Raw genomic sequence first — 18,172 nt, forward strand, 5'->3', positions numbered from 1 at the left:
ACGATCGACCCGTGAAGGATTCGGTCCACGGCGCTCCTCATTCGCGGGCTGCTGCGGGCGTGCCGGTCGACCGCCGCGGCACGATGACGACCTCGGGGCTGCTCGTCGCCCGGCTCTCGCCGCCCGCGATCTCCTCCAGGAGCTCCCGGCCCGCGAGCATCCCGATCACCTGCACGTCGTGAGACACGGCCGACAGCGGAGGCTCGCTCAGCTGGCACTGGGCGGAGTCGTCCCAGGCGAGGAGCGAGAGCTCGCCGGGGACCGGGATGCCGAGCTCGCGGGTCTCGTCGAGCCCGCCGAGAGCCATGAGATCGCTGTCGAACACGACGGCGGTCGGCGGCGCGGCGTCGTCGAGCAGCGATCGGAGGGCACGGCCCCCGGACGCGCGGGAGTAGTCGCCCGAGGCGGTGGCCGAGGCGATCCCGAGACGCTCGCACTCCTGCGCGAACGCCTCCTGCCGGATGCGCGTGTGCAGGAGCTCGGCGGGGCCCGTGACGTGCGCGATGCGCTCGTGCCCGAGCCCGGCGAGGAAGCCGACGGCGCTCCTCATCGCGTTGCCGTCGTCCGTCCAGACCGCGCGGAAGCCCTCCGCAGCGCTCGGCGGCCCGATGACGACGGCCGGCAGCCCGAGACCCCGCACGAACTCGGGTCGCTCGTCGTCGACCTCGAGGTCGACGACGATCACTCCGCTGACCTCGCCGTCGTCGCTCCACCGCCGGTAGGTCGCGAGCTCCGCCTCCGCATCGGGCAGCACATTGAGCAGCACCGAGTACCCCGCGGGTCTGACCGCGCGCTCGACGCCCGCGATGAACTCGTGGAAGTAGGGCTCGGCGCCCATGATCTCGGTCGCGCGGACCAGCGCGAGGCCGATGGGTCGAGGGAGTGCCGTCCGGGTCATCAGCGCTGTCCTTCCTGCGGAGACCACCAGCGTAGAGCGACCCGCGATCGTGTCACGGGCGGGAGGAGCGGGGCCCGGGCGGTCCCGTACTCTGTCGATCGGAGCGAGAGGAGGCGCCATGGCACGCCGTGAAGCGACCCCCGCCGCGCCGGGCAGCCGCGCTCTCGTGGTCGACCTCATCCGTTCGTCCGGCCCCATCAGCCGTGTCGAGCTGACCGCCGCGACCGGTCTCACCCAGCCCGCGATCTCGATGATCGTCCGCAAGCTCCTGACCGACGGCATCATCCGGCAGACCGGCTCGACCGCGACCGGAGGCAAGCCCCGTCAGCTCCTCGAGATCAACGCCCGCGCGCGCATCGGGATCGGCATCCAGCTCGGCTTCGAATCGATCACGCTGGTCGCGACCGACACTGGGGGCGGCGTCATCGCCCGCCAGCAGATCGACGGAGCAGCGCTGGCCTCCCCCGAGGAGGTCACTGAGCGCCTCGTGCGCGGCTACGAGGACTTCGTGCGCGGCACCGGGATCGACCGCCGCGCGATCGCCGGCGTCGCCGCCGTGGCTCCCGGGCCGATCGACCAGCGGGCCGGCCGGGTTCTCGGGCCTCCGTCGCTGCACCACTGGCGCGACTTCCCCCTGCGGCAGGCGCTCGGCGCCGGCATCGGCGCCCCGATCCTGCTCGACAACGACGCGGCCGCGGCGGGCATCGGCGAGTTCTGGAGCCGCGGCGTCTCGCGGCACCGGACCTTCGGCTGCATCTACGTCGGCACCGGCATCGGCGCCGGTGTCGTGCTCGACGGGGCTCTGCTGCGCGGGGCGAGCTCGAACGCCGTCGAGGTCGGCCACATCTCGATCGTGCCGGACGGCCACGAGTGCTTCTGCGGCAACCGCGGCTGCCTCGAGCGGTACGCGGCTCCGACCGTCGTCGTCGACGAGGCGCGGGCGGATCACCGCTCCTTCACCGATCTCGAGCTCTCCTTCGAGGCGGAGGATCAGGGCCGCGACTTCGACGTGCTGAGCCTCGCCGCGATCAACGGCCACGCGGCTGCGCTCGCCCTCGTCGAGAGGGCCGCCGACCACCTCGCGCAGGGCGCGCTCACGCTGGTGAACCTGTTCGACCTCGACGAGCTGGTCCTCACCGGCCCCGGAGTGGCGATCGCAGGCTCGATCTCGACGCGCGCGATCAGGTCGAGGCTCGACGAGCGCCGCTTCGCGCGCCGCGCTCATCCCCTCGAGGTGTCTCTGTCGAGCAATCCGCGCGACGCCGCTGCTGTCGGAGCGTCCTCGCTCGTCCTCCAGAGCACGCTCTCGCCCGGGCACGGCCCGATCCTGCAGCGCTCCGATGAGGCCTGAGCTCGACACGCCCTCCGGGCGCCTCCGCGGGCTGGCCGTCTCGACTCCGGACGGCCCCGCCCAGGCGTTCCTCGGCATCCCCTACGCGGAGCCCACCGAGCGCTTCCGGCCGGCCGGTCGGGCCCCGTCGTGGAGCGGTGTCCGCGACGCGACGCGGCCGGCGCCTCCCGCGCCGCAGATCGCCTGGGCCTCCGGGGATCCCGTGGGCGACGAGCACTCCTGCCTCACCGTCAGCATCTGGACGCCGGAGCGGACCGACGGCGCTGCACCGGTCCTGGTGTGGATCCACGGCGGCCTGCACGTCGCGGGCTCGAACGCGGAGCCCCTCACCGACGGTGCCCGCTTCGCCGCGCGGACCGGCACCGTCGTCGTCGCGGTGAACCACCGCCTCGGCGCGCTCGGGTTCCTCACCCTCGACCACCTGCTCGGCGACGAGTACTCCGACTCCGCGAACCTCGCACTGCACGACGTGATCGCCGCACTCGAATGGGTGCGCGAGAGCATCAGCGCCTTCGGAGGGGACCCCGGAGCGATCACGCTCGCCGGCCAGTCGGCCGGAGCGACGACGGTCGCGATGCTCCTCGCCTCCGACCGCGCCGCCGGCCTCTTCCCTCGGGCGATCCTGCACAGCGCCAACCCCGAGCGCCTCGGCGACCGCGCCTACGGGGAGGCAGTCACGAACGATCTCCTCGGGCTCCTCGGCCTCCGGCACGCACCGGATCGACTGCTCGGCCTCCCGTGGCAGAGCATCCTCACGGCCCAGAACCGACTGCTGGAGCAGCGCTCCTCCGACGGACCGAACACGGTCGCGGTGTTCCGGCCCGCCCTCGACGGCCGCCTGCTCACGCGGTCGCCCGCGGAGGCGCTCCGCGGCGGCGCCTCCGCCCACGTCGACCTCGTTGTCGGCACGAACGTGAACGAGGGCTCGGGCGCCGTCGATCTCCAGGCCCGAGACGACGGGCTCCTGCGCGCTCAACTCGACCGGCACCTTCGGGAGGTGCTGCCTGTGTGGCCGGGCAGCCGCTCCTCCGCCTACCGCGACGCGCTCGCCGTCGACCTGGGCCGAGCACCCACCGACGCCGAAGCGCTCGAGAGCTGCCTCGCCGACGAGATCTACCGCCAGCCGAGCCAGCGCCTCCTCGACGCCCGAGCGGAGACCGGGGCATCGACGAGGGCGTTCCTCTTCGCCTTCCGAGCGGATGACGCGCGCGGTGCGGCTCACTCGCTCGAGTTGCCGTTCCTCTTCCGCCACCTCGACGACTCCGACGCGGCCCTCCGCGAAGTCGGACTGGGGGCACCCTGGACGCTGAGCGACGCGATGAGCGGCTGGTGGGGAGACTTCATCGCGGGACGAGACCTGAGCGGGTGGCCGGAGTACTCGAGTGCTCGACGATCCACGCTGGTCCTCGCCGAGCACCCTCGGGTGGAGGAGGGGCCGCGGGGGGCTCTGCGGCTGCTGGTCGAGCGGGCGCAGTCGGCCTGATCAGGACCGAGGCATCCCGCTTCTTCCGGGGCTCGGCGCCACTCCTGCTGGGCCTCTGCTTCTCTCATCGGGCGCTCGTCGCGCGAGCACGCCTCTGTCAGGTGCGCGAGCGCTGACGGGCATTCCGGCGGCGTCGGCAGCAGCCTGCGCACGGCGTCGAGCCAGACGTCTTCACGGTTATCGGATGTTGCCGAGAGGGGGCACATGCACGATCTGTACGGCGGCCGGGCGAGAAAACGATCTGGCGAAGCGAGGAGTTGGCGCCGTTGCGGGGGTGCTTGACTCCGTCACTCCGGTGACCGTCGACGACTCCACCACGCCCCCTGATTGCGCTGAAGCCGTGACCTGCACCCCGACCGACCCGAGCCTCCGCGCGATCGACGGCCGCACCCATCGGTCCGATCGTCCCACCCCGGGCAGACCGCTCCGACGAGATCAATGAGATGCAGAAGCTTCCACAGATGGTTGAGGGGTACTTCCCCTTCCCAATTCGAGCCGGTTAGGTCCGAGGACCACCGAACCCGATGAAAACAGCCTACCGAGACCTTGCATCTTCGCTTCTGGCGCGTGCACGTAATCAACTTTGGGACAGGGATCTTCGCTCAGCAGCCTATTCGAATCGGGATGTCGATGTTACGCTCCCCCCGTGAGCAGCCGCAAACCCAGTTTCGTGATCCGACGCCTCGGACGGGCTGTGACGGCAGCGATGCTGGCGCTAGCTGTGTCTATAGCGATCCTGATCATCTCCCCGCCGGCTTTTGCTAACGGCACAGAGACATGCAAAATGCAGGACTCCTACGGGTGCACTGGCGGTGGATACACGGGGACCGACTCGTGGGGTTACTCGAACAGTTCAAGCACGGCATCGAATGGCACAAAGCACAACTGCACTTCCTACGCTGCTTTCCGAGTTGCGCAGAACGGTGCCCGCAATCCAGGAAACCTGGGTAGCGCAGGATCCTGGGACGATAATGCTAGGAAATATGGCATACCTGTCGACGGCTACCCGCGCGTAGGCGACATCGCTCAGTACAACTCTGGACATGTGGCATATGTTGAAGAAGTTGGCAATGGATATATAGTTACCACGGATGACAACTACGGATACAATTACACGACGAGGAAGAGGATAAGCGCCGGATCAACATATCCCCAGTGGCCGGACAATTTCATTCATTTCACGTCCTCAATTAGCAAGCCAACGACAAAGCCGTCCGACTTCGACGGTGACGGCAAAAGCGACCTGCTCTACCAAGACGTCGGAAGCACCACTCTGCGACTTCTTACCTCCGCAGGAACCACATACAAGGGCGCCCACGTCTTCGCCAACGGCGTCGCACAACCAGCCTGGGAAAGGACTTCGACGGTGACGGCAAAAGCGACCTGCTCTACCAAGACGTCGGAAGCACCACTCTGCGACTTCTTACCTCCGCAGGAACCACATACAAGGGCGCCCACGTCTTCGCCAACGGCGTCGCACAACCAGCCTGGCAAGTCACCGGAGACTTCGACGGTGACGGCAAAAGCGACCTGCTCTACCAAGACGTCGGAAGCACCACTCTGCGACTTCTTACCTCCGCAGGAACCACATACAAGGGCGCAAGACTTCGACGGTGACGGCAAAAGCGACCTGCTCTACCAAGACGTCGGAAGCACCACTCTGCGACTTCTTACCTCCGCAGGAACCACATACAAGGGCGCCCACGTCTTCGCCAACGGCGTCGCACAACCAGCCTGGGTCGCTGGCGCCGTACGCCGATAGCCCCAAACGACCCCTGTTAGTTCAGCGCCAGGCCAGGCGCGTGCGCACTTGAGCTAGCTGGGGCCCTCGAAGGGTCTCAGCTAAGCTCTCACTAGGGCTGGCCTGCACACAGGTGGACAGCGGGACCCCGACCGAATCGGAGACTCAACACGAACGTCTCTGCAAGCCCGAGATTTGGGAACTCGATCACTCGAGGCGCGGCGGTCAATAGCGAATAGGCGCACGGCGGTATGACACGCCCGGACCGGCGGCACTGTTTCTTCAGGAGGTGCTGGGAATCTTCGGCGCCCAGACGCTCCCTCACGACGGCGGCTCCAAGTCGGGTCCCCTGACGGCGGCTGCGCTCTGCGGTGCGGTGAGCATCTCCGTCAGTCCACTGTCGGATCCGGGTTGTCCGCGTCCTCTGCGGCGATTCTGGTCACCGTCTCCTCCGCTGGGAGCGTCGCCTGGTCGCTGGGCGACAGCTCGTTACGACTGACGGCGACCTGCTGTGTTGAGCCGAGCGCAACGTAGAAGCCGAGCTGGCCGGCATCGCGCGGATCGAACTTGCGCATCTTGAGCTCGACGACGACGAAACGCACCTGCTGCCAATTGAAGAACAGCAAGTCGACGAAGAAGTCATCGCCGTCCACTTAGAAGTGCACCTGCCGACCGACGAAGGAGAGGCCCGCGCCCAGCTCCCGCAACGTCTCGACCCGGCGCAGAGTGACGCACGGGAATCTGCGATTCAGCGGCCAGATTACCAACCGCCAGATCGTCCATCACCCAAACCCGCTGTCACATCGCCTTTCCGCAGCCGGTCGGTGCTCGATCGCCTGCGGGAGCTCGGTCCCCCGTCGTTTCCTCCAGCAACTCCGCCAGATCAGCCATGGGCGCGCACCCACCGCGCTCCTTACGCTGACCCCATGCTCATCGACGAGTACGACTCCCCCGCCAAGCCCGTCCCGCTCGCACCGCACATCCCGGACCAGCTCACGATCACCCTCTGGGACTTCTCCTGGTACGTGCGCACCGGCCCCGGGGAGCCGTTCGAGGATCTCGACGCCGCCTTCGCGGGCGCGCTGCAGCGCGGATACAACACGATCCGCATCTGCGCGATGCCGTTCCTGCTGTTCGGCACGGACATCGACACGAGTGCGCTCAAGCTAGGTCCGCTCGGCGGCGGGTACGCGCAGCACGTGCGCTGGTACGACGTGAAAACCCCGACCGTCATCGACGCGCGGCAGCACCTTCTGGCGCTGTTCGAGGCGGCGAAGAAGCACGACGTGTTCGTGATCGTTTCGTCCTGGGAGTACCAGCAGTCGTCCGCCTTCGCGGAGGATCGCGCGTGGTTCGACGCGCTGATGGCTGTTCCTCCGGAGGAGCGGGCGGAGCGGCTCGCCGAGGCGCACGCGAACCTCATAGCGTTCCTGAGAGAGCACGACCTCGACGACCGCATCGCCTTCGTCGAGCTGCACAACGAGGTCCAGGCCGGCCACCTCACCGAGGGCCTGGAGTACGAGAACCTCGACGAAGCCACCCTCGCCCTCCGCCCCCGCCTCACCCGCGGCATCGACCGCTTCCACGAGCTGGCCCCCGGCGTCCCGTGCTCGGTCAACTACGCGCACGTGCCCGTCGGCGGCATGCGCGGGATCCCGTGGAACTCGGACGTGCTCGTCGTGCACCCCTACATCTACGGGGTGCTCGACGACTTCATCCGCGACTTCGCGCTGCGGCGGCCGATCGAGGAGTTCGAGCAGGAACGGGCCGCGGAGACCTTCCTGCTCGACGGGGCGCCTCCGATCGCGGAGTGGACGCTGCCGCCGGAGTCGCAGTGGAAGCTGACCGCGACCATCGTCGGCAAGGGCGAGATCTACGCGCACGACTGGGGCGACGCCGAGCGGATCGACCTGTTCCTCTACGAGCACTACGGGCGCCACCAGCTCGAGATGGAGGCGACGCTGAAGACCTGGATCGCCGTCGCGGCCGACCACGCGGCGATGCGCGGCATCCCCCTCGTCTTCGGCGAGGGCTGGGTCGGCTACACGCCGCTCGAGGGCCGCTTCGAGGAGGGGCCGGTCGGCGCCGAGTACTGCAGGCTCGCCATGCGCGAGTCGCGACGCGTCGGCGCGCGCGGCTCGATCGTCTGCTCGAACGCGGCTCCGCAGCACCCGATGTGGGACGACGTCGCCCTGCAGCTCGAGTGCAACGCGATCTTCACCGCCGCACCCTGACCACACCCGCACAGCAAGCAGCACGCACCAGCAAGCACGGCATCACGGAGTCGAGGAGGACACCATGACCACCCAGCAGCAGCAGTTCCCGCATCTCACCCGCAGAGGCTTCCTCTACGGAGCCACCGCGCTCGGCACGACCGCAGCACTCGCCGGCTGCATGGGCGGCACGAGCGGAGGAGGGGGCGGCGGAGGCGGCGGCATCGTCCTGCAGTCCTCCCTCTCCGACCCCGCCCCGAAGGCGGCGCTCGAGGCCCTCGTGAAGAGCTATTCCGAAGGATCCGTGACCCTCAACACCGTCGCGATCGAGCAGTTCCGCGCGCAGCTCTCGACCTACCTCACCTCGGGCAACCCGCCCGACGTGCTCACCTGGTACGCCGGCTCGGTCGCCCGCGACTACGCGAGCCAGGATCTGCTGCTCGACCTCTCGGACATGTGGAGCGGCGACGGAGCGGCGGCGAACTACTCTCCCGCCCTCAAGGACCTCTCGACCGACGGCAGCGGCAAGCAGATCTTCCTGCCGACGAACTACTACTGGTGGGCCGTCTTCTACCGCAAGTCGGCCTTCGAGGAGTGGGGCGTCGAGGTCCCGACGACGTGGGACGAGTTCATGTCGCTCTGCGAGACGCTGCAGGGCAAGGGCATCGTCCCGCTCTCGAACGGCATCGGCTCGACCCCGTGGATGGCCTCCGGGTGGTTCGACATCCTGAACCTCCGCGTCAACGGTGCGGACTACCACAAGGAGCTCCTGGCCGGAAAATCCTCGTTCGACTCGACCGAGGTCAAGAACGTCATGAAGTACTACGCCGACATCGTGCCCTTCATGGACCCGAACGCTCCCTCCTACGCCTGGCAGGACGCGGTCACGCCGCTCGTGCAGAAGAAGAACGCGATGTACCTCGTCGGCGCCTTCATCTCGCAGAACATGCCCGAGGGCGAGGGCGACGACCTCGACTTCTTCTCGGTCCCGGTGATCGACCAGTCGATCCCGACGGCCGAGGAGGCGCCCACCGACGGCTACTTCGCCAGCGCGAAGACCAAGGACGCCGACGCCACCAAGGCGTTCCTCGCCTACCTGGCCGGCGCCGAGAGCCAGTCGGCGTACATCGCGGCCTCGCAGTCCTCGAACCTGCCCACCTCGCCCGACGTCGACACCTCCGGGTTCTCGCCGCTGGTGCAGAAGGGCGTCGAGCTGCTCGCGAACACCGAGCAGATCACGCAGTTCTTCAACCGCGACTCCTCCGACGACCTGCAGACCACGGCCGATGCGGCGCTGACGAAGTTCATCGCGCAGCCCGGCGAGGTCGACAGCATCCTGAAGGAGTGGCAGACCGCCGCCGACAAGATCTTCAACCCGTGACGACACCCACCCGGACGGCTCCGGCTCCGCTGCCCCACGCGGCGGAGCCGGAGCGGCCGACGGTCCAGAGGAAGCGCGGGTCCCGCCGCGTCACCCGCGTCCCCCTGGCCGTCTGGCTGTTCCTGCTCATCCCGCTGGCGATCGAGGTCGCCTGGGTGTTCTGGCCGGCGATCAACTCGTTCTACCTCTCGCTCACCCGCTGGAACGGCATCGGCACTCCCGAGTTCATCGGGTTCGACAACTTCGTCGATCTCGGCTCCGACCCGATCTTCGCGACCGCGCTGGTCAACAACATCATCTGGGTGATCGGCTTCGGCGGGCTCTCGGTGGCGATCGGGCTCGCCCTGGCCGTGGCGCTCAACAAGCCGCGCCGCGGCGTCGGCTTCTACCGCAGCGCGATCTACCTGCCGATGGTGTTCTCGCTCGCGGTCACCGGTCTCTTCTGGCGGGTGATCTACCAGCCCGACGGAGTCGTCAACAGCTTCCTCGGCGTGATCGGCCTCGGCGATCTCGAGCGGCAGTGGCTCGCCGACCCGACCCTGGCGCTCTACGCGGTGCTGGTCGCGGCCGTCTGGCGGCAGTGCGGCTACATCATGGTGCTCTACCTGGCCGGGCTGAAGGGCGTCGACCCGACGCTCGAGGAGGCGGCGGCGGTCGACGGCGCCTCGCGGAGTCAGCGCTTCTGGCGCATCGTGATGCCGCAGCTGAAGGGCGTGAACGGAGTCGTCTTCGCGGTCACCGTCATCGACTCGCTGCGGACCTTCGACATCGTCTGGGCGATGACGCGGGGCGGGCCCTACAACTCGACGCAGCTGCTCTCGACCTACATGTTCCAGGAGAGCTTCACCGTGCTGAACCTCGGCTACGGCTCCGCGATCGCCGTGGTGATCTTCCTGCTCGCGATCGTCTTCATCATCACGTACCTCGTGCGTGCCACGAAGGAGGACTGAGATGGCCGTCATCGCGCCGATCATCCCCGCCGGGTCGGCCCCGAAGACCCGCCCGCGCCGGGTGAAGGGCTCCTGGATCTTCCACGCCGTGATGGGCCCGATCGCGGTGCTCTGGGTGCTGCCGATGGTGTTCGTGCTCTTCGTCGCCGTCCGCAGCTTCGACGACATCACGAGCAACGGCCTCGGAGCCCTGCCGGCGAGCTTCTCGTTCGACGGCTTCGTGACGGTGTTCACGGCCGGGCTCGTCGGCGAGGCGCTCGTCAACAGCGTCATCGTCACCGTCTTCACGGTGCTGCTGTCGCTGCTGCTCGCCTCGTGGGCCGCCTTCGCGCTCAGCCGGTTCGCGATCCCGTTCCGCCGCGGGATCCTCCTGCTGATGCTGGCCGGCAACCTGCTGCCTCCGCAGATCCTGCTGATCCCGGTCTCGCGGATCACCGAGGGCCTCGGCATCTACGACACGCTCTTCGCGCTGATCGTGGTGCAGGTCGGCTTCGGGCTCGGCTTCTACACGTTCGTGCTGCACGGCTTCATGCGTTCGATCCCGGTCGAGATCTTCGAGGCGGCGCAGGTCGACGGTGCCGGCGCGATCCGCACCTACTGGCGCATCATCCTGCCGCTGTGCCGGCCCTCCCTCGCGGCCCTCGGGGCGCTCGCGACGACCTGGATCTGGAACGACCTGATCTGGGCGGTCACCGTGCTGCGCACCGAGACGAACTTCCCGATCACGGCCGCGCTGCTCAACATCCAGGGCGGCTACGTGAGCCAGTGGAACGTCGTCGCCTCGGGAGCCGTGATCGCCGCGATCCCCACCGCGATCGTGTTCTTCGCGTTCCAGAAGCAGTTCGTCTCGGGCCTGACGCTCGGGTCGGGCAAGTGACGCGATGACGCAGTGGCGCCTCCGCACGGCGTCGACCCTCTACGTGGTCTCGCTGCTGCGCGACCACGACGGCAGCGGCGACGGGCTGGTGCTCGACTACTGGGGCGCGGCGACGGAGGAGGCGATCCCGGAGTGGAGCGAGCCCGAGCGGTTCGTCGGCTTCGCGACCGCCGCCGACGCCGCTCCGCTCGAGTACGCGTCGGCGGGGCAGCGGCACGTCGCCTTCAGCGAGCTGCTCGTCGACCGCGGCGACGGCCGCACGGGCGCACGCTGGCGGGTCCTCGCCGATGAGGTGCGGCAGACGGCGGCGGAGCTCAGCGTCCCGTTCGTCGACGAGTCCGGCACGCTCCTCCTGACACTGCGCTACGCGGTCTCGACCGCTCACGATGTGATCCGGCGCTCGATGACGCTGACCGACTCCGGCACGACCGTCGAGCTCCGCCGCGCGTTCTCGGCGGGCTGGAACGTGCCGGTCGGCCAGTCGGCGCGGATCGACTACCTCGCCGGAGCCTGGGCCTACGAGACCAACCGGCGCTCGATCGATCTGGAGTGGGGCACCTTCGCCCTCGGCAGCCGGCAGGGCGTGACGGGCATGACCTTCGCGCCGACGATGACGGTGACCGCGCGGCCGGGCGCCGACTCCTTCGGCAGGCCCCCGAGCGAGGCGTACGGCGTCGCGCTCGACTGGAGCGGATCCTGGCGCCTGCAGGCCGACTCCACCCCTCTCGGGCAGAGCATCCGCGTCTCGGGCGGCGTCGACGACGACACCGCGGTCGTGACGCTCCTGCCCGGCGAGACCTTCGCCGCGCCCGACGCCCTCGGGGTCTTCAGTGCCGGAGGCGCGCAGGGCGTGTCGGACGCCTGGCACGCGTTCCAGCGCACCCTCGCGAGGGGCCCCGAGCACCGGCCGATCGTCTACAACTCGTGGATGGGGACGCGGTTCGACGTGCGCGTCGAGCACCAGGCCGAGCTCGCCGCCCTCGCGGCCGGAATCGGCGTCGAGGTGTTCGTCGTCGACGACGGCTGGTTCGCCGGGCGCACCGACGACGACGCGGGGCTCGGCGACTGGCGCCCCGACGAGGCCAAGTTCCCCCGCGGCCTCACGGAGCTGTCCGACCAGGTTCTCGCCGCCGGAATGCGCTTCGGCCTCTGGGTCGAGCCCGAAGCGGTGAACCCCGACAGCGACCTCTACCGCGAGCATCCCGACTGGATCTACCGCGCCGAGGGCCGGGAGCCTCTGACCATCCGCAACCAGTACGTGCTCGACCTGGGGCGGCCGGAGGTCGTCGACTGGATCTGCGCGATGCTCCGGACCCTGCTGACGACGACGCCGATCACCTACCTCAAGTGGGACATGAACCGGCCGGTCACCGACGGCGGCCGGCCCGGAGACGTGCACGGGCGCGAGTGGCCGATCCAGCACACCCGCGGCTACTACCGGGTGCTGCGGATGCTGCGCGACGAGTTCCCGCAGGTCACCGTCGAGGCGTGCGCGAGCGGAGGCGCGCGGATCGACAACGCGGTCCTCGCGCTCGCCGACGTGGTCTGGACCAGCGATCAGGTGGGCGCCCGCGACCGTCTCGTGATCCAGGACGGCTACCTCTCGGCCTACCCGCCGCACGCCATGAGCTCGTGGGTCTCGGACGACCCGGGGCACCGCGACCGCTCCCCCGTCTCGCTCGGCTACCGCTTCGCCGTCGCGATGGGCGGCGTGCTCGGCATCGGCTCCGATCTGCTCGCGTGGTCGCCGGAGGAGCGGGCGGAGGCGACCGCGCGCATCGCCGCCTACCGCGGGATCCGCGACGTGGTGCTGACCGGCGACGTCACGGTGCACGGCGATCCCGCCGCTCCGCTCTACTCGACCGAGTACGCAGGCGCCGACGGACGCGTCGTGATCCTCGTCTTCGACCGGGACCGCGACCGCCACCGCGATCGGGAGGCGCCGCGGGTGTTCCCGACGCGGCTCGCCCCGGGCGTCAGGTACCGCCTCCGCGACACCGACCTGGTCGTGACCGCCGAGACCGCCAGCGGCGTCGGAGTACCGGTCGCCTTCACCTGGGCCCCCGACGCCGATGTCCTCGTGCTCGAGCCGCAGGACGCGTGATGGCCGGCTCAGCCCTTGCGCTGCAGGCGGTACCGGATCGGCGGCACCCCGTGCACCGAGGTGAACTGGCGCGCGAAGTAGAACGGATCGGCGTAGCCGACGCGGGCGGCGATCTGCGCGACGGGCAGGTCGGTGGTGTCGAGCAGCTCGCGCGCCCGCGACATGCGCAGCTGCGTCTGGTACTTCAGCGGCGACGATCCGGTCTCCTGGCGGAACCGGGCGGCGAAGTGCGACGGGCTGAGCCGCGCCATCCGCGCGAGATCGCCGATCGAGATCTGGTCGGTGACGTGCTGGCGGAGGTACTCGATCGCCTGGTCGATCGCCGAGACACGCGGCGCTCCGGCCGTGCGCTCGGAGCAGAGCAGGGCCATCAGGTGCCAGGCGGCTCCCGAGGCGGCCAGCGTGCTCGCGAAGGTCTGGTCGCGCTCCATGGCCTGCACGACCTCCTCGACGAGGGCGACGATGCGGTACGTGTCCGAGAGCTCGCGGACCGGAGCGGTCGCCGTCACTCCCGCCACCCGGAGGAACTCGGCGAGGTCGCGGCCGACCACGTGCAGCCACCAGAGCGTCCAGGGGGCGGCGGTGTCGGCTCCGTACGAGTGCGGGGTGCCGGGCGGCACGATGACGACCTGGCCGGCCTGCACGGGATGCCTCACCCCGTCGATCTCGCACCAGCCGGAGCCGCGGGTGCAGACGAGGATGACGCACTGCGCGACCCCCTCGCGCCGCGTCATCCCGTGCGCTCGCGCCTCCGGGAAGTAGCCCGCGTCGGTGACCACCAGGTGGGAGGCGCCGGGGCTGGCGAGCGCCGCCTTGACGCGCGGACGCGGCATCACCAGCAGCCGCTGCCCGGGGAAGCCGTCTTCGATCACCATTCCGCCAGCCTGGCGCACGATCGTCGTTTCGTCCATGCAGGCCGCCGGATCGGTCGTTCCGCCTGCCTGCGGCCTGTTCTTACGATGAGCGCATGCTCACCGCCGAGTCGACCCTGATCCTCCCGCCCGTCCCCGCCGACCAGGCCGATGCCGCGGTCGCGGTGTGGACGGAGCCGCTGCTGATCGACACCTACCTGCCGGGCGAGCCGGACCGCTATCCCGCGTTCCTCGACTCCCGCGTCTACCAGGGCTCGTCGGGGCGGGTGTTCCCCCTCCCGTTCCACGAGCGGATCGCGGCCGAGAAGGCGCCGCACTCGTGGGACGCGGTGCACCTCGAGAACCGCTGGCTGCGGCTCGTGGTGCTGCCGCAGCTCGGCGGCCGCCTGCACATCGCCTACGACAAGAGCGCCGACTACGACGTCTTCTACCGCAACAACGTCATCAAGCCGGCGCTGGTCGGGCTCGCCGGGCCGTGGATCTCGGGCGGGATCGAGTTCAACTGGCCGCAGCACCACCGTCCCGCCACGTTCCTCCCGACCGACGTCTCGATCGAGCATGAGGACGACGGCTCCGTGACGGTCTGGTGCTCCGACCACGATCCCTTCGCGCGGATGAAGGGCATGCACGGCATCCGCCTCCGCCCCGACTCGTCGCTGATCGAGGCGCGCGTGCGCCTGTTCAACCGCAGCGAGGAGGTGCAGACCTTCCTCTGGTGGGCGAACGTCGCGGCGGCGGTGAACGACGACTACCAGTCGTTCTTCCCCACCGACGTCGAGTACGTGGCCGACCACGCCAAGCGCGCGGTGGTCTCGTTCCCGCGAGTCGAGGGCGAGTACTACGGAGTCGACTACCCCGCCCGCGTCGACGCGGAGCATCCGGATGCGGATCGGCTCGACTGGTACCGCAACATCCCCGTGCCGACCTCGTACATGGTCACGCAGACGGCCGACGCCTTCTTCGGCGGCTACGACCACGGCCGCCGTGCAGGATTCGTGCACTGGGCCGACCGCGCGATCTCGCCCGGCAAGAAGCAGTGGACCTGGGGCGATGCTCCGTTCGGCCACGCCTGGGACGCGAACCTCACCGACGGCGACGGCCCCTACGTCGAGCTGATGGCCGGCGTGTACACCGACAACCAGCCCGACTTCTCGTTCCTCGCACCCGGCGAGACCAAGACCTTCAGCCAGTACTGGTACCCGATCACCGAGATCGGGCCGGCGCAGCAGGCGACGCGCGACGCGGCCCTCCGGCTCGACCTCGTCGACGAGTCGGTGCTGCGGGTCGGCGTGGCCGTCACGGCGGTCCGCTCCGGTCTCGAGATCGTGGTCAGCCCAGTCGCGGGCAGCGCCGTCGCGGGCAGCGCCCTCGCGCCCTCGCTGCACGACGCGGCGCCCGGCTCCCCGGTGGTCGTCGATCTCGCGCTGCCGCCGGGCGTGCGGCTCGCCGATCTCGTGGTGGAGGTGCGCCACGGCGGGCGTCTGCTGGTCGCCGTTCCGGGATCCGCCGTCGAGCGCACCGAGCCGCGCGGTGAGGCGCCCGCGCCCGCGGTCGCACCGCCGAGACCCGCCGAGGTCGGCACCGTCGAGGAGCTCTTCCTGATCGGGCAGTACCTCGAGCAGTACCGGCACGCCACCCGATCGCCCGAGCCGTACTGGGAGGAGGCGCTGCGCCGCGATCCCTGCGACCTGCGCAGCAACGTCGCCCTGGCCGCGCGCCGCCACGGGGCCGCTCGGTACGAGGAGGCGCTCGCGCTCCTCCGCACCGCCCTCGCGCGCCAGCTCGCCTGGGCGCCGAACCCGGCCGACGGCGAGGCGCACTACCGTCTCGGCCTCACCCTGCGCCGCCTCGGCCGCGTGACGGAGGCGGCGGAGGCGTTCGCGAAGTCCGCCTGGAACTCCGCGTGGGTCGCCCCCGCCTCGCTCGCCCTCGCCCGTCTCGTCGATCCGGCGCGCGCGGAGGAGCTGCTGCGCACGGTGCTGCGGCACGACGTCGAGAACCTGCAGGCCCGCGATCTGCTGGCGCTCAGCCTCCGCGCCCTGGGCCGCGCGGAGGAGGCCGAGCGCCTCCTCGCCGAGACGCTCGCGATCGACCCGCTCGATCAGTGGGCGCGGCACCTGGCGGGCGAGCCGCTCACCGCCGATGCGCCGACGCTGCTCGACGTCGCCCTCGAGTACGCGTCGGCGGGGTACGCGGAGGAGGCGCTCGAGGTCCTCGACCTGGCGGACGGCTCGGTCACGGCGCTCGGCCAGGTGAACGTCGCTCCGCTGATCGCGTACCACCGCGCGGCACTGCTCGGCCGAGCCGTCGACGTCGGCCACCGCGACGCCACCCACTGCCTCCCCTCGCGGCTCGACGACATCGCGGTGCTCGAGGAGGCGGTGGCGCGCGACCCGCGAGACGGCCTCGCCTGGTCGCTGCTCGGCAGCTGGTACTACGACCGCGGTCGAGGCTCCGACGCGATCGACGCCTGGCGCGCGGCACTCGAGTGCGACCTCGACGACTCCGCCGCAGCGCTCGTCGAGCGCAACCTCGGCGTCGCCGCCTACAACGTGCTGCACGACCCGGATCTCGCCGCGCGCCACTACGCCTCCGCCCGCCGCCGCCTCCCCGACGACGCCCGGCTGCTCTTCGAGGCCGACCAGCTCGCCGAGCGCCGCGGCGAGAGTGCCGCGACCCGCCTCGCGACCCTGGAGGCGCGGCCCGCACTCGTCGAGGAGCGCGACGACCTCAGCGTCGTCTCGGCGCGGCTGCTGACGGCCGTCGGCCGGCACGACGAGGCGCTGCGGGCGCTGGCGTCGCGCCGCTTCCAGCCCTGGGAGGGCGGCGAGGGCCAGGTGCTCGGCGCCTGGGACGACGCCTCCCTCGCCGCGGCGCGTGCGGCCGGGGATCCCGAGACCGCGCGCTCGCTCGTGCTGGCCGCGCTGACGCCTCCGCCGACCCTCGGTGAGGCCCGGCACACCCTCGCGACGACGGCCGAGCTGCACCTCGCCCTCGGCGACGCGCTCGCGGCGTGCGGCGACACCGAGGGCGCGCGCGCCGCCTGGACGGAGTCGTCGCGCGCGACCGGCGACTTCGCGGGGATGGCCGCCCAGCCGTTCACCGAGCGCAGCGCCGCGGCGATCCTCGCCCTGGCCCGCCTCGGCGACGAGCGGGCCGCCGCCGAGGTCCTCGACCGTTTCGAGGCGTTCGTCGACGAGCTCGCAGTCACCCCCGGCGAGGTCGACTACTTCGCGACCTCGCTGCCGACGATGCTGCTGTTCCACACCGATCCGCAGCAGCTCCGCGACGCCGAGGTGGCCCGCCTGCGCCGGGTCGTCGCCGGCCTGCGCGAGTCGCTGCCCGTGCGCGACCTGCCGTGATCGTCGAGTCGCGAGGCGACGACCTGCCGCTGCTCGCCGTCACCACACCCGATCTGGCGCTGGTGTTCGCGCCGAGCTGCGGCGGGCGCCTCCTCTCGCTGGTCGTGGACGGGCGGGAGCTGCTCTGGCGGAACCCGGAGCTGGTCTCCGCGACGCTGACCCCGATCGTGCCGGTCGCCGCGTGGCCGGCCGGGACCGCAGGCATGTCGAGCTGGGCGAACCTCGGCGGTTCGAAGACCTGGCCCGCGCCGCAGGGCTGGTCGGGGCCCGGCGAGTGGGCGGGGCCCCCCGATCCGGTGCTCGACTCGGGGGCCTGGGCGTCCGAGTGGACGCGGGAGCCGTCGTCGGTCGAGGTGGTGCTGACGAGCCCGGACGATCCGCGCTCCGGCCTCCGCGTGACGCGGCGCTTCACGATCCCGGCGACCGGATCGTCGTTCGGCGAGCGCGTGACGTTCGAGAACGTGTCGGCGACCGAGCGGAGGTGGGCGATCTGGGAGGTGTGCCAGGTCGCGACCGCTCCCGGCGGCGTCGTCGTGGTGCCGCACGATCACGATCCGCTCGAGCTCGACCTCGGCTCGTACGAGGGCGCGGTGTCGTCGTCCCTCGAGGGCCGCGACGTCGTCCTGCCATTCGGCAGCGGAGTCGCGAAGCGCGGCTATCCGCGGGCCTCGGGATCCGTGCGGTACCGCGAGCCGGGCGGCGCCTCCCTCCGCCTCGCGACCGCCCCCGCACTTGAGGGCGAGTGGCCCGACGGCGGCTCGAAGGTGGAGGTCTGGTTGCAGCGGCCGACCGACGCGCCGATCGCCTCGCTCGAGGGCCTGCACCCGACCGCGCACCTGGTGGAGCTGGAGGTGCTCGGGCCACTGACCGTGCTGCCGCCCGGCGGACGCAGCGAGCTCGAGATCGCGTGGAGCGCCTCCTGAGGCGGCGGCTCGCGCCT

Annotated in this window: 13 protein-coding genes; 10 read left to right on the plus strand and 3 right to left on the minus strand. The window is 70.4% G+C overall.

What is annotated here, in order from left to right; translation table 11 throughout:
• Positions 1–37 precede the first annotated feature (37 nt).
• The gene (locus ASG06_RS03035; RefSeq protein WP_197409350.1) at positions 38–898 is read right to left on the minus strand and encodes a LacI family DNA-binding transcriptional regulator; all 861 of its coding nucleotides are present in this window, start codon (positions 896–898) and stop codon (positions 38–40) included.
• A gap of 118 nt (positions 899–1,016) precedes the next feature.
• Between ASG06_RS03035 and ASG06_RS03040 the strand changes: the two genes are divergently transcribed.
• The 3 genes from ASG06_RS03040 (at position 1,017) to ASG06_RS19380 (ending at position 5,494) form a co-directional block, all read left to right on the plus strand.
• A complete protein-coding gene (locus ASG06_RS03040) occupies positions 1,017–2,249 on the plus strand; it encodes an ROK family transcriptional regulator (RefSeq protein ID WP_197409351.1) in 1,233 nt (410 codons plus the stop codon).
• Entirely contained in the window at positions 2,239–3,732 is a 1,494-nt protein-coding gene (locus tag ASG06_RS03045) for a carboxylesterase/lipase family protein (RefSeq protein WP_056038287.1), read from the plus strand. The genes ASG06_RS03040 and ASG06_RS03045 overlap by 11 nt, the downstream gene beginning before the upstream one ends.
• Positions 3,733–4,378: 646 nt before the next feature.
• Entirely contained in the window at positions 4,379–5,494 is a 1,116-nt protein-coding gene (locus ASG06_RS19380; protein ID WP_156697660.1) for a CHAP domain-containing protein, read from the plus strand.
• Between the two features lie 368 nt (positions 5,495–5,862).
• On the opposite strand, the gene ASG06_RS03050 is transcribed toward ASG06_RS19380, so the two are convergent.
• Positions 5,863–6,126, minus strand: coding sequence for a PDDEXK nuclease domain-containing protein (locus ASG06_RS03050; RefSeq protein ID WP_056038291.1), 264 nt, complete (start codon positions 6,124–6,126; stop codon positions 5,863–5,865).
• A gap of 273 nt (positions 6,127–6,399) precedes the next feature.
• On the opposite strand from ASG06_RS03050, the gene ASG06_RS03055 reads away from it, so the two are divergent.
• The 5 genes from ASG06_RS03055 (at position 6,400) to ASG06_RS03075 (ending at position 12,998) form a co-directional block, all read left to right on the plus strand.
• A complete protein-coding gene (locus ASG06_RS03055) occupies positions 6,400–7,707 on the plus strand; it encodes a cellulase-like family protein (protein ID WP_056038294.1) in 1,308 nt (435 codons plus the stop codon).
• Between the two features lie 64 nt (positions 7,708–7,771).
• Positions 7,772–9,067 carry an ABC transporter substrate-binding protein gene (locus ASG06_RS03060; RefSeq protein WP_056038297.1) on the plus strand — a complete coding sequence of 432 codons (1,296 nt, stop codon included), beginning with the start codon at positions 7,772–7,774 and terminating at the stop codon, positions 9,065–9,067.
• On the plus strand, positions 9,064–10,017 hold the full coding sequence (locus tag ASG06_RS03065; protein ID WP_231727596.1) for a carbohydrate ABC transporter permease: 954 nt from the start codon (positions 9,064–9,066) through the stop codon (positions 10,015–10,017). Before ASG06_RS03060 ends, ASG06_RS03065 begins: the two co-directional genes overlap by 4 nt.
• A gap of 1 nt (position 10,018) precedes the next feature.
• Complete coding sequence (locus ASG06_RS03070; protein WP_056038300.1) at positions 10,019–10,894, plus strand: carbohydrate ABC transporter permease; 876 nt, start codon at positions 10,019–10,021, stop codon at positions 10,892–10,894.
• A gap of 4 nt (positions 10,895–10,898) precedes the next feature.
• Positions 10,899–12,998 carry an alpha-galactosidase gene (locus ASG06_RS03075; RefSeq protein ID WP_056038303.1) on the plus strand — a complete coding sequence of 700 codons (2,100 nt, stop codon included), beginning with the start codon at positions 10,899–10,901 and terminating at the stop codon, positions 12,996–12,998.
• 8 nt (positions 12,999–13,006) lie between these two features.
• Here the strand turns inward: ASG06_RS03075 and ASG06_RS03080 are convergent, their stop codons facing one another.
• Positions 13,007–13,873: an AraC family transcriptional regulator gene (locus ASG06_RS03080; RefSeq protein ID WP_056038306.1), complete on the minus strand. Its 867-nt coding sequence runs from the start codon at positions 13,871–13,873 to the stop codon at positions 13,007–13,009.
• A 92-nt stretch (positions 13,874–13,965) separates the two neighbouring features.
• On the opposite strand from ASG06_RS03080, the gene ASG06_RS03085 reads away from it, so the two are divergent.
• Together ASG06_RS03085 and ASG06_RS03090 are read left to right on the plus strand one after the other, a co-directional pair.
• Entirely contained in the window at positions 13,966–17,232 is a 3,267-nt protein-coding gene (locus ASG06_RS03085; RefSeq protein WP_056038309.1) for a DUF5107 domain-containing protein, read from the plus strand.
• Positions 17,229–18,155, plus strand: coding sequence for a DUF4380 domain-containing protein (locus ASG06_RS03090; protein WP_056038313.1), 927 nt, complete (start codon positions 17,229–17,231; stop codon positions 18,153–18,155). Before ASG06_RS03085 ends, ASG06_RS03090 begins: the two co-directional genes overlap by 4 nt.
• The last annotated feature ends 17 nt before the right edge of the window (positions 18,156–18,172 follow it).

It is taken from the genome of Rathayibacter sp. Leaf185 (assembly GCF_001423885.1).
Taxonomy (GTDB): Bacteria; Actinomycetota; Actinomycetes; order Actinomycetales; family Microbacteriaceae; genus Rathayibacter.